The sequence below is a fragment of the Mesorhizobium sp. 131-2-1 genome (assembly GCF_016756535.1).
Classification (GTDB): Bacteria; Pseudomonadota; Alphaproteobacteria; order Rhizobiales; family Rhizobiaceae; genus Mesorhizobium.
The window spans coordinates 5,130,986-5,143,952 of sequence record NZ_AP023247.1 but is presented as its reverse complement, the minus strand read 5'-3'; the positions used below and the strand labels follow the sequence as shown (position 1 = coordinate 5,143,952).

Here is a 12,967-nt window from a genome sequence, read left to right as displayed (position 1 = left end):
TCATGCGCATCCTGCTGCTATCGCAGTTCTATCCCCCGGTGATCGGGGGAGAGGAGCGGCACGTCCGCAATCTCGGCGCAGCGCTGGCGCAGCGGGGCCATCATGTCAGCGTCGGGACCTTGATGCATCCCGGATCGCCCGAAACCGAGCTGGACGGCGCGGTCCGCGTGCATCGCCTGCGCGGCACGCTCCAGCGCCTGTCGGGCCTCCACACCGATCCCGAGCGTCGCCATGCACCGCCTTTCCCGGATCCCGAACTGGTGCTTGCCCTGAAGCGACTGGTCGCCCGGGAGGAGCCGGACATCGTTCACGCCCATAACTGGATTTACGCGTCCTTCCTGCCGGTTAAAGGTCTCAGTGGGGCACGCCTCGTGGTTACGCTCCACGACTACGGCCTTGTCTGCGCCAAGAAGAACTTCATGCACTTGGGCGCCCATCTCTGCAGTGGCCCAGCGCCGGCCAAATGCCTGCCCTGCGCTACAGGGCACTACGGCGCGTTGAAGGCAGCCGCGACCACCTTGGGCAACTGGGCGTCGAGCTTCGCCGCTCGGCGCGTGGTGGACCGCTTCATCGCGGTGAGCCACGCGGTGGCCCGTCACACCGGACTCACCCAAGGCCGCGCCCCTTACGACGTCATCCCCAACTTCGTGCCCGACGATGTCGAAGTGCTTGGCCCGGAAGATGCCTGCCTGCGGCAACTGCCCGGGGATGGATTCATCCTGTTCGTCGGCGACATGATGCGCCTCAAGGGCATTGACGTTCTCCTGCGGGCCTATGCCAGCCTGGAGCGGGCGCCGCCGCTGGTCCTGGTCGGGCGCCGGGTCGCCGATACGCCAACCGAATTTCCGCCGAACGTTCGAGTCTTCACCATGTGGCCGCATTCCGCTATCATGCATGCATGGAGGCGCTCACTGTTCGGCGTGCTGCCGTCGGTGGGGCCAGAAGCCTGCGCGACAGTGATCATGGAAGCAATGGCGTCCGGCAAGACCGTCGTTGCAACCGACATCGGTGGCATGCCGGATCTCGTCGATCATGGCGAAACAGGCCTTCTCGTGCCGAGTGGCAACGCGTCCGCCCTCGCCAACGCAATGCAGACACTTCTTGACGACCGCGCCTTGCTCGCACGCCTGGAGGCGACAAGCCTCGCCAGGGTCGAGCGCCTCAAGGCCGGTGCGGTCGTGACCCGGATCGAGCAGGTCTACCGGGACGTCCTGCGTACCAGCAGGTCCGCGGTGCCGGCGCAGCAAGGTTCGGGACAGCCATCATGTCGGTAGACCCCGCCGGGACGGCCATTATTCGCGTGCGCAAAGAACTTCGAAAGAGCGCCGCCCTCGTGACGAATTCCGGCGCTCTGGCAATCGGATCGATTGCAGCGGCCGGTCTCGGGTTTGTCTATTGGTGGCTCGCGGCGCGGCTGTTTCCGCCAGAGGTGATCGGCAACGCCTCTGCCCTCCTGTCCGTGATGGGGCTTATCGGCCTGCTGGGGGAGGCGGGGATCGGGACCATGCTGGTGGGCGAGATCGTCCGCAATCCCGGCAAGGAGCGCGGCCTGGTGGCCGCGGCAGCGTGCATCGGGGTGGCGCTGGCGGTCGGCCTGGCCTTGTTGTTCGTCTTCGGGCATGCGTACATCAATAGCTCGACCGGGCTGATCGGCGGCTGGTTCGAGGGTCTTGCGTTCGTCTTCGGCTGCGGTCTGACCGTTCTCGCCATCGTGGTCGACCAGGCATTCCTGGGCAACCTGCGCAGCACCGGCAGGATGATCCGGCAAGTGCTGTTCGCCACGTTCAAGCTGATGCTGATCGCCACAGCCACGGTTGGCGGCTACACTTCCATTGCCGCGCTTCTTCTGAGCTGGGTGGCCGGCCTGCTGGCGTCCGTCATCGGCGTGGACCTGTTGACGCGGGGCGGTGCGCGCCACCTCTTTGGGCCTCCCGACTTCCAGCTGCTCCATACGCTCCGAAGCAAGGTTTTCGACCACTACGCGCTCGACGTGGCCTTGCAGGCCCCGAGCGTCATTATGCCGTACCTTGTGCTGATTCTCCTGTCGCCGGCCATCAATGCTGCCTTCGTATGCTTATGGATGTTGGTCACCATCGCCTCGGTGATTCCCGCGGCCATGGCTACCGCCCTGTTCCCCGTAGTGAGAGCGAGCCCGAAACAATCCAGACACGACATCCTTTTGTCGGTGATGGCGTCATTGCTCTTCTCGCTGGTCTGCGCCGTCTTCGTCTTCACCTATTCGCAGACGATCCTTGCGGTCTTCAATCCGGCCTATCCTGAGATCGCCGGTTCGAGCCTGCGCTTCCTCGGCTTCAGCCTGTTGGGATCAACGCTTAAATTTCATGCCTGCACGCTGGCGCGGTTAGGCGACAGGATGCGTAAGGCATCCCGCTGGTTCGCGCTTGGCGGATTGCTGGAGCTGTGCCTGGTGATCGTGGGAGCGAAACTTGGTGGCCTTCAAGGCCTGGTCCTGGGCTGGACGCTCGCCGTCAGCATCGAGGGTGCGTTTGCGGCCCTGATTTTGGCCTTCGCGACAAACCTGGATTCTGCCGCCGGCCCTGTGCACGAACAACCGACCGCGTCGCGGCTCCAGACTTGAGGAGACAATCGATCATGGCGCAAGGGTTATCGACCGCAATTGGATGGCCTTCAGGCCATCGCATATATGCCGCGTCCGTGGCCGCCGATGCCTCGTGGCCAGGTGGGACCGCGCATCTGAAGTCCGGCGCTGTTATTTGGTGGCGACTGCCGTGATGCCCATCAGGAAATTGGCCAATTGATTGCGCCGCAACCGAGCCGGAAGCCGTTGCAGAGCCAGTTCGGTACCGTGCAGGAGCTGGTAGGGCGGCGTAGCGAGCCAATATCCGGCGACCACCAGCGGGAACTCGATCAGGCGAAAGCCCGCTTGGAGCATCAGGGCGCGCAGTGAGCAATAGTCATATTCCCGCATGTGCATGCCCGTCGCCACCTCGTCGAAATATATCGAGATATCGTGCGGCCCCGTGATCGCGCTCGGGGTCGTGCACACATAGTGCGCGCCGGGCCTGAGCACCCGGTGGATCTCCTGGAGCTGGGCCTCGGCGTCCTCCACATGCAGATGCTCCATGAGCTGGTCCGAATGCGCCAGATCGACGGAGTTGTCCGCGAGCGGGATCGCGACCCCGTCCGTCTTCAGGAAGCGGAAATTGGCCGGAGCGGCGGCGAAATCCACCAGGGCGTCCGTGACATCGAGGCCCAGCACCTCACGAGTGATCCCAGACAGCGCGAAGGGCAGCGAGGCGTCACCGCAGCCGATCTCCAGGTACACGTCGCCGCGCCCCATCAGAGGCGAGAGGACCCTGACCTGTTTCGCGATCCGGTCCGGGCGCGAGCCGACGGCGGCTTTTTGCGGATGGTCCGGCAGGCTGTTGAACAGTTCCGAATAGACCGCGGAATAGAGTCGGGAACGCTCGTCGCGGGGGGCGGCCCGTAGCCGATCCGCGAGTCTGCGTTCGAGTTCGTAGTGCGCGATCAGGTGGTCGGGCGGCCGCGTGTCCTTGCAGCGTCGCTGGATCGCGACATAGTCAGGCTTCAGCTTTGTCAACACACGAGCCCCATTCGATCTGCCCCGGGCTCGGAATTGTTTTCTGTATCGATGGCCATGGCTGGTGACTTTCATTTCAATGGTGGGCATGCCGTCCCGAACTGGTCGAGCACGGTCGACTGGCAAGGCTCTGGCTTTATCGTGATCCTTCACCGCCAGCGACACAACCACCCTTTATGGGCACTCCCTCCGGATTAAGCACAGCCTTGTGGCGGCGGCATTTGGCTCACGACATCGACGCGACCACCTCCAGCATCACCTCCGTCGCGCCGCCGGCGATGGATAGGATGCGGGCGTCACGCGCTATCCGCTCGATCGGACTCTCGCGCATGACGCCCATGGCGCCGTGGAACTGCACGCACGCATAGGCAACCTCGTTGACGAGTTCGCCGCAGATGGCCTTCAACATCGAGATCTCGCGCAGGCAATCTTCGTCCGCCGCCATCCGCCAAGCGGTGGCATAGAGAAACTGGCGGCTTGCCTCCACCTTCGCAGAGAGCATCGCGAGACGTTGACGGATCGCCTGCATGTCCCAAAGGGCGCCCCCGAATGCGCGGCGAGCTTTCACCCAGGCGAGGGTCATATCGATAGCCGCCTCGGCCGTCCCTATCGCCATGGCCGCGAGGACCAGGCGCTCGTTCTGGAAGTTGCGCATGATGGAGTAGAAGCCCTGTCCCTCCGCGCCGAGCACGCTCTCGGCGGGGATACGGCAACCGTCGAAGACGAGCTCCGCGGTGTCGGAGGAGCGCCAGCCGTGCTTGTCCAACTCGCGGGCGACGCTGAAGCCGGGCGTGCCCTTCTCGACCAGGAACATCGTGATTCCGTTGCTTCCTGCCGAGGGATCGGTCTTGGCGGCGACGCAATAGAGATCTGCGTGGACGCCATTCGTGATGTAGAGCTTCGTGCCATCGAGGACATAAGAGTCGCCCTCTCGGAGCGCACGCGTGCGGATGGCCTTCACGTCCGAGCCCGCATCCGGCTCCGTGATGGCGACCGCGGTGATCACCTCGCCGCTGATAATGCCCGGCATCCACCGTGCCCGCTGGGCTTTGGTCCCATCGTGAAAGACATACATGGAAGCCATGTCGCTATGGACCAGCATCGCATCGGCGGCGCCGCCATAGGTCGAGCGCCCGAGCTCCTCGGCGAAGACCGTCGATGCAACCGCATCCATCTCGGCACCACCATACTCGGCCGGGTAGCGGATGCCGAAGAAGCCGAGTTCACCCATGCGGCGCAGGACCGGACGGGGAATGAACCCGTCCTCTTCCCAGCGATCCGCACAGGGCTTGATCTCCTCCTCGACGAACCGGCGGACCTGGTCCCGCAAGAGCTCATACTCCCCCGCTGTCCAAGGCAGCCCCGATCCTCGCGACGGTACCCAAGCTTTGTCCATCATCTTCATCCGCCCCAAGGCCATTCGGATGGCCGTCCGATGGGCTAGAGTTCGATTTCCTCTCTCGGTCCCTCGAGTGAAGGGGCTCTGGAATCGGCCACCCAGCGCATTGCGTCGATCACTTCCGCCAGTCCGGCCACTGTCGGGCGTTCGAATAGATTGCGAAGCTGCACGTCGACGCCGAAGGTCTTTCGCATGTGCGACACCACTCGCATCACCAAGAGCGACTGCCCGCCCAGGCCAAAGAAGTTGTCGTCACGGCCGATCGACTCGACCTTGAGCAGATCGCACCACAGCGCGGCCAGCATCTTCTCGGTCTCCGTCGAGGGAGCGGCGAAGTCTTGTGCAGGCTGGATGTTTTCCGCCGTCGGTTCGGGAAGCGAGGCGCGGTCGATCTTCCCGTTGGATGTGAGCGGCATCCGTTCGAGGCGAACATAGTGTGTCGGAATCATGGACTCCATGAGTTCTTCGGCAAGGTGGGCGCGCAGGTCCGCCACGGTCACTGGTTTCGACGAGACATAGTAGGCCACAAGTCGTGCGATGCCGTCTTCGACCGCTGACGGTTCGACATGGCCGATTTGTGTCGCCGGTTTCACCACCGAGGTGGCGATGGCAGCGACAGCGCATTCCTGAACGTGCGGGTGCTTCAGAAGCCGCGCTTCGATCTCGCCCAGTTCGACACGCGCGCCACCAACCTTCACCTGATGATCGGCGCGGCCGAGAAAGTCCAGGCGCCCTTCCGAGTTCCAGCGGGCGAGATCGCCCGTCTTGTACAGCCGCAGCTGCGAAAACCGATCTCGGGGATCGGCGGCCGTGAGGAAACGTTCGTCAGTGAGGTCAGGGCGATTGAAATAGCCTCTCGCCAGGCCGTCGCCGGCAATGAACATCTCACCGACAATGCCGGGTGAGGTGGGCTGATGTGCCTTGTTGAGAACGTAGATGCCCGCATTGGCGGCCGGAACGCCGATCGGCACCGATGCGGATTGATCCCGGTCGATGTCGAAGCGGTGTATCATGCAGCCCACAGTGGCTTCGGTTGGTCCGTATTCGTTGTAGATCTCGACAGGATGGGGGATGGCTTTCGTGATATCGCGAGCCAATTCGGTCTTGAAGTCCTCGCCACCCACGATGAACTTGCGCAGCCTTGTGGTCCCAAGATTGCGGTCGCGGATCATCGCGAGATGCGCCGGCGTCAGCTTCATGATATCGACGGCATTGTCGTCGATGACCTTGAGAACGACCATGCTCTGGATTCCGGGATCACCAAGATAGACAACGATGCGGCCACCGGTGACGAGTGGCGTGAAGAGCGTCGTGACGGTCAGGTCGAAGGCGAGGGATGAGAAAAGGGGCCATGCGAGACGTTCGCCGGAACTGTACACCCGAGCGGCCCACCAGATGTAGTTCACCAGGTTCCGGTGCTCGATCACGACGCCCTTGGGCGTGCCGGTCGAGCCGGAGGTGAAGATGATATAGGCGGCGCCGTCCGGAGTGGCAGCCGACGCTCGGGCCGAGGCCGGCTCGTTCAAGATCGACCCGAAATCGGCGTCTAGGACGAAAATGTCGGCGAGGTTCGGGGAAATGACGGACTGCAGGCGCGCCTGGGTGATCGCCACCGGCACCCGCCCGTCGGTCCCGTTGGCAATGTCCTTCAGGATTGTTGCGAGACGCCCCTTCGGTGTTGCCGCATCCACCGGCACGTAGGCTGCGCCCGACTTCAGGACGCCTAGGATCGCGACGACGACTTCAATGGAGTGCTCCATGAACACAACGGCAATCCGACCCGGCCCCACGCCGGTCGAGGTCAGATGCGTGGCCATCTGGTTGGAGCGTTCGTTGAGCTGCTGATATGTCAGCGCTGCGTCGCCGAAGCGGATCGCTTCAGCGTCAGGACCACGCGTCACCTGGTCGTGGAAGAGATCGATGATCGTCCTGTCCGACGGGTAGGGTGCTGCCGTGGCGTTATATTCGACAACCAGCGCCCGATGATCGGCATCTTTCAGCAGGGTAAGCGCTACACCCTCCGCTGCGATAGGTAGGACTTCGTTCATGAGATACCAGCCTTTTGGGTTGCTTGGCGATAAAGCTCTGCGATGGCAGGTGCGTCCGGTTCCTCCAGCATAAGGGTATCGTTGCAGTCCTCGGGCCCGAAATAGAACTCGGCATGGGGCACCACTCGAAGCCATCGGTGCGGTGCTGCACCCGATCGCATCCAGGCCTTGTTCGGAAGGAATATGCATACTCGACCCGAATACGGGGTGGGAACGTACCGCCGCAAAGCCGTGATCGCCGTGGATTTGAGTCGAGCTCTGCTCGCCAGCACCGGATCTGTCGTGACAGGCTCTTTGCTTTTGCCAACAGGGGTCACGAGGGCGCGGACGCGCTGGTCGAGATTCCGGAAACGACTGCCGAAATACCGGAGACGGGCGCCGAATGTCGGCAACTTCGCTATCTCTCGCAGGAATGAATCGGCGCTACGCTTGGCAAGGAAATAGAGTAGACGCGGCGATTCCCCATAGGTGGTGGGGTGAAGTGGGCCAAAGAGCGGCAGGCATGGAATCTCTGCTCCGCGTTGGCGCAGGATTTTCGCCAGCTCGAGAGCGGTTGCAGCGCCGGAGCAGTAACCGGCGATGATGTACGGACCGGTGGGCTGATATGCGACGATCTGGCGGGCGAAGTACTCGGCGATATCTTCGACGCGGTCCATCGGCTCGCTCTGCCCATCGAAGCCAGACGGCTGGAGTGCGTAAAACGGTTGATCGCCGCCCAGGTGCTTCGACAGGTCCGAGAATGAGAAGGGCGCCCCGATATGCCCGGGTACGGCGTAAATGGGCGTGCGTGTTCCGCGAGACTGGAGGGGAATGATTGCAGGCTGTTGCCGGGCCGCCGCCGTGGCCATATTCAGAAACGTGATGATTTCGCCCTTCCGGTCCCGCAACTGGTCGGACGACTCCGCCGTCAGTGCGCCAACTGGGGCGTTGCACCGCAGCCGGTCGCCTTCTACCCAGACCTTGATGTCCTTGACCGCGAGGTCTGCGAGAAGCTCCGGGATCTGCATCACGTCCCCCGACATAGGGCCCCCCAAACCACTTTCACGACGGAGCCGAAGTGGCTCCCGCGCCCCAACTCCTTCCTGCACGACGGTTTCATCGATGAAACAGCCGCCTCTTTCTCGGTACGCCCGGGACATGTTGAGTTAAGCGCCGTCCGGTGAATGAAACTTGCGTGCAATCCGCAGTGCATCGTAAGTGAATGATGGCATCGCGGGCACTTCAATTCCGGACTACCAATTCCGGACTACCACCGTCCCGATGTACCCGGGTCTCGGTACGAAGCTACGGGCAGCCCAAATCCCTTTCTCTGACGAGCAAGGCTGCTGCGCTGGGTTGGCCAAGGAGCAGCTAACTGGGCCGTAAGGTCCTTACTCAACAACCCGAAATGGTGGCTCCAGCGGTAGGAGTCGAACCTACAAGCCTCGCGGCGCCGCATCAACAGTGCGGTGCGTCTACCAATTCCGCCACGCTGAAACATAGATTTGAGAGCCCGCCGCGCGAAATGGTGCTCTGATCCCGAATTGAACGGGAGACGCGCTCTGCTTCAAGCAGCCGCACTGCCGGCGAGCTATACAGAGCAAAGATGGATGCCAAGGTAGGCCTCGAACCCATAAATCCTTCGCCGGGTTTGTGTTGTTTGGCGAAGTCTCGTATCGGCAGCGCGAGAAGTGAAGGCCCTATTCCTGACTACTCACGGCGGGCGGTCCACGCCAACATTTTGCACTCAGCGGAGGCGGACATGCTTGTTCATGAAACGGTTCGGGCTGTCAGCCAGTGGTCGTTTCGCGCCTCCCACTTCGTCCGGACGAGTTTATCCACGCGGACCATAGGGTGCGCGCGCGTCCCTGACTTTGGCGTTCGCGACGAATCTGGATTTTGCCGCCGGCCCTGTGCACGAAGAGTCTCGGCAGAGATGACGCTGAGACTATCTCCACCTCAACCCTCGTTGATCTTTCCGGTATGTTGAAATCGGTTCAGCTTTGACGGGGCGCCAGATGACACGGCGCAGCGTTTTTTTCGCGCCTTCTGCTGCCTCCAGCAGCGCCGGGCCTGGATCGTCCCAACGCCAATAGGCGTTATGAATCCGATAGCTCGCTGGATAGAAACAGCCGGTGCGAAGGAGTCGGGCCGAAATGAAATCCCTGAATTCGTCGCGCCAGACATGGGTTGGATCAAGCTCCAATGGTGGGGGTGGCTGCCCAGCGGCGTCGCAATAGCCGACATAACACAGATTGACGCCACACAGGGCGGAGATCTCCACCTGCCCATCAATCCGGCCCACGGTTGGCTCGACAAATCGAAATACACCGTCACGCCGGTCGCGCTTGAATTCCATGCTGGCGAAGCCGTTTGTCAAACCGACTGACAGGAAGAAGCGGATTGTCAGATCCTCCAATTCCTCGGCGACATCCGGCGCCGCCCAGCAACTAGCAGTCACGCCGATCTGAGGCGGCCAGGAACGGCCTTTGCGGCCTGTAAAGGCGACCGAAGCATCCGGGCGCAGGTAGCACAGGGAAAAGTAGATGGAGTCATTCGACCCCTCAATCCACTCCTGAACAATCACCTCCCCCACCGCGTCCAGTACTCGCTCGCAGAGCAACCGAGCATCGGCACGGCTTTCGATGCGATAGGCCTTCTTGAAAGAGCCATCATATGCCGGGGAACGGCCGTTTGGCTTCACGCAAAATGGCGGCCGAAGGTCACGCATGCCGTTCAAATCAGCATGGTTTTGCACCAAGAGGGTTCTTGGCACCGGAAAGCCACCGCGCTGGGCCAGACGAAAAAACGGCTCCTTCAGAGTCAAGTCGACCAGCAGTGCGTGGGGTGGCAGTTGGAAGCCGAACCAGGGGGCTATGCGGTCACGGTACCGTGACACAGTCAAAAGTGGGCGATCATCGGCAAATATTATTACGCCTCCTTGAGGCATTACTTCTCGCAATCGAAATAATTCATCTACAAACACTTCACCGTCAAATGTTGATACGGTAATTCTTCGGGCATATCGCGATACAGATGCCACATCATGATTTTTATCGACGACGACAATTGGTCGAAGCCCAACCTGAGCTAAGCTCCGTACAGCCGATAGACCGTTTATTCCTCCTCCTAAGACTATAGGTGTTGGTACGCAATCGACTGACAGAGCGTGTTGCTGCAGATTTCTTACCTGACCGAGCATGGTAGTCTCAATTCTAGCGATTGACCTCCCTTGGTTGGTTCAAGGTGAGGGTTCGCAGGCATTCCCGGACTGAAGATGTCGACGCAGTGGAGCGGCACTGCCCCGCACTCCTGTGAGGGGACTCTCGCCACGTCCTAGGCCGCAGACTCGCCAGGTGCCTTGATATCGTGCGAGAGGTGAAGTCGGTGCCAAACACGAAACGCATGACCGGTCCAAACGTCGTAGTCGATACCTGTCCGACGAAATACAATCCCGGGATGGACGACTCAAAGTTCGCGGACAACCTCGGAGTTTTTCCGACAAGACGCAGCTGTTCGACAATTGAAGAGCCCAAGAAGGGAAAACGACGCACGTCAGCCTTGTATCCGGTCGCCGCGATTATGTGGTCTGTTTCTACAACTTGAGTGTCGCCGTCCATGGAGAGTAATCTTAATTGTATTCCGCGCTCTGATAGTCTCGCTTCCTGAGGCGAGCGTCCCACAAGCAAAGGAATGCTTGCTGCCCGCTCCTTCATTGGCTCTCCTGCGGAGGGCGCGGGAAACGTTTCTGCCATTTCAAGTCGATAGTTCTCGGGGAGATACCGAAAGAGCCAAGGCCAGTCCGCGAACAGCCGATGTTTCCAACCCGGGCCGATTCCAGAAACGGGAAGTGCCAGGCGGCGCAACACCGGGTGCGAGCCTGAGCCTCCCCACCGGCCACTGTACATGATGGTTGGCTTGCGCGAGATAAGCTGAACGTCGACCTGCGCTTCGTTCAAGAGCACCGCTATGTCAATTGCGGATGCTCCGCTTCCGAGTACGGCCACTCGTTGCCCCCGGAATCTATGGAGGTCGTGAACGTCAGCGGCATGCGAAAGCCTATCGCTGGGCAGTCGGGACAACAACTCGGGGATATGGCGGAAATAGGTCAGGCCTGTTGCAATCACTACCTTGCGCGTCCTGAAGGACAGCCCGCTCTTCATGCTAAGATCGAATCCTTCTGGAGCCGGTATCAAGGAAACGAGTTCCTCGTCTTCCACATCCGGCACCCAGCGTTTTTGGAACGCCACCCCGTAGGCGGAGAACGTCTCCAGCGGAATTGGGAGATTCAAATGGTCATAGGGAATGCCATGCTCGATGCAGAATTGCCTAAGCGTAAAAGCCTGCTCGGGGTCAGAAAGGTTTGATGCGAACCCAGCTGATTTGAGCAGCATGCCTTTCGGCATCTTGCTCTTCCAGCTCTCCATTGGGTTGCCGATTATCCGGTAACCAACGCCCAGTCCGCGCAAGTGTGCTGCTACCGACAGTCCATAGGGGCCAGCACCGACAACGGTTGCGTCGCACAACGTAGACAAACAGCACCTCCCGTTCGTCCTCGGGAGCCGGAGGGCCGAACCCGCCTACCGATTGTCCAAGAACCTGCCTCCAATCAGAGTGGCAGCTCCTGCTTTTGGGCGGCGCTTCAAGTCACGGCCTCTTTCATATTCGTAGCAATGGTCCCTAGCACCCGCTTGGCACCGCGCAGCTTTGCCTCGATGCGACGCTCCGGGCCGTCTCTGCCTATTGCGATCCACTTCATTGGATGCTCCGCATTGGCCAGGTGCGACTTGTGCCCGGAGAACCCTGCCAGAAAATCGTAGCCGCACTCCCCACGTGCGATGCTGTCCTCAATAGCCAGAACATGGCTGACAAGCCCGGGCTTGAGCCGGCCGTCGCGCTCATAGAGAAAGCCGCTTTGGTAGTTGTAGACGCGGCCGTCATGCACGAAATTGTAGAGGATCCCAATTGTCTGCTCCCCAGCCAACGTCCGTGAGATGCGGACGGTCCCGGCGGGAACTCCGAGTGAAATGAGCTCCTCGTGAAATCGGCGGAAGCTCGAATTGGCAAAGGCTCCCTTGCGTCCCCACCGCGCCTGATGAAGCTCGGCGAGCAAATCAAACGCGGCGAGCGCCTCCGATGTCACTTCCATAGTCCGGAACGCAATGAGGCCGCGTTCGGCATATAACCGCATGGCGCGGCTTACCGCCTGCCGGGTATTGCGGCCCAAGGTGGCGCGGAAATTTCCGCCTTTCTCGCGGACTTTTGCGAAATCGATCCACCGCGCCGTATCGTCCGCTCTCACATCGGTAAGGAGCCCGGCCCGGCCCGCGGTGCGACAAGCGGCCAACTCAAAGTCCGGATCAATTCCGGAGAGCACCAGCTGGTCGGAGTAGCGCAAGTGCTGCGCTAAGGCCTCGAGGCATGCCACCCTGGTGGCATCGGCCAGGGATCGCTCCGCAAGAATGTTGTTGTACTCGATGAACAATCGATCGAAACGAACATCGCCGGTTTCATTGAGTAGCCAACGCGCCCGCGCATGCGGCCCGAAACTCCAGGCGCTCCGCCGGCAAATAATCGCCAAGCCAACGATTCTGCTTGACGTCCGGGCGACCAAAACATGTGGTTGCGCGCCCCCCGGCAGATGCCGCAGCCAAGTTCCGATCCAGAGCCAGGACAGGTAGAATGAGTGAGTTGCTCGGGCTTCGAGCTCCTTCCAAATGGTCTCAAGTCTCGCGATGTCCGGCAAGGCCTCCACGGTGACGTCGATAGCCGTATCCTGGCGCATGGCTTGTCCTACTGAAGCCACACGATGGGGTTGTGCACCGATGACTGAGACATCAAGAACTCCTGCCCCCGCGCGCTGCTGGTCAGCCATGGAGCGCTCGGGGTTTGCCCTGTTTGGAGTAGTTTCGTATCGCCGGCGCGGGAAGTGAAGACTCTATTCCTGACTACCCACGG

At 61.1% G+C, this 12,967-nt stretch carries 9 protein-coding genes and 1 tRNA gene; 2 read left to right on the top strand and 8 right to left on the bottom strand.

Translation table 11 applies throughout. The annotated features are described in order from the left end of the window. Positions 1-2: 2 nt before the first annotated feature. Together JG743_RS25115 and JG743_RS25110 are read left to right on the top strand one after the other, a co-directional pair. Entirely contained in the window at positions 3-1,274 is a 1,272-nt protein-coding gene (locus tag JG743_RS25115) for a glycosyltransferase family 4 protein (RefSeq protein WP_202293573.1), read from the top strand. Continuing rightward, positions 1,265-2,599, top strand: a complete 1,335-nt coding sequence (locus tag JG743_RS25110; protein WP_202293571.1) for a lipopolysaccharide biosynthesis protein — start codon at positions 1,265-1,267, stop codon at positions 2,597-2,599. Before JG743_RS25115 ends, JG743_RS25110 begins: the two co-directional genes overlap by 10 nt. A 132-nt stretch (positions 2,600-2,731) precedes the next feature. Here the strand turns inward: JG743_RS25110 and JG743_RS25105 are convergent, their stop codons facing one another. The 8 genes from JG743_RS25105 to JG743_RS25070 form a co-directional block, all read right to left on the bottom strand. Next, positions 2,732-3,583: a class I SAM-dependent methyltransferase gene (locus tag JG743_RS25105; RefSeq protein ID WP_244672907.1), complete on the bottom strand. Its 852-nt coding sequence runs from the start codon at positions 3,581-3,583 to the stop codon at positions 2,732-2,734. Between the two features lie 226 nt (positions 3,584-3,809). Then, a complete protein-coding gene (locus JG743_RS25100) occupies positions 3,810-4,913 on the bottom strand; it encodes an acyl-CoA dehydrogenase family protein (RefSeq protein WP_244672906.1) in 1,104 nt (367 codons plus the stop codon). A 110-nt stretch (positions 4,914-5,023) separates the two neighbouring features. Then, a complete protein-coding gene (locus JG743_RS25095) occupies positions 5,024-7,030 on the bottom strand; it encodes a non-ribosomal peptide synthetase (protein ID WP_202293567.1) in 2,007 nt (668 codons plus the stop codon). Further along, positions 7,027-8,037, bottom strand: coding sequence for a TubC N-terminal docking domain-related protein (locus JG743_RS25090; RefSeq protein WP_244672905.1), 1,011 nt, complete (start codon positions 8,035-8,037; stop codon positions 7,027-7,029). The genes JG743_RS25095 and JG743_RS25090 overlap by 4 nt, the downstream gene beginning before the upstream one ends. Positions 8,038-8,421: 384 nt before the next feature. Then, positions 8,422-8,506 (bottom strand) — tRNA-Asn (locus JG743_RS25085). Between the two features lie 451 nt (positions 8,507-8,957). After that, entirely contained in the window at positions 8,958-9,836 is an 879-nt protein-coding gene (locus JG743_RS25080) for a hypothetical protein (protein ID WP_202293565.1), read from the bottom strand. A gap of 388 nt (positions 9,837-10,224) precedes the next feature. Continuing rightward, positions 10,225-11,535, bottom strand: coding sequence for an NAD(P)-binding domain-containing protein (locus tag JG743_RS25075; RefSeq protein WP_244673221.1), 1,311 nt, complete (start codon positions 11,533-11,535; stop codon positions 10,225-10,227). Positions 11,536-11,651: 116 nt separating this feature from the next. Further along, positions 11,652-12,884 carry a GNAT family N-acetyltransferase gene (locus tag JG743_RS25070; protein WP_244672904.1) on the bottom strand — a complete coding sequence of 411 codons (1,233 nt, stop codon included), beginning with the start codon at positions 12,882-12,884 and terminating at the stop codon, positions 11,652-11,654. Between the last annotated feature and the right edge of the window lie 83 nt (positions 12,885-12,967).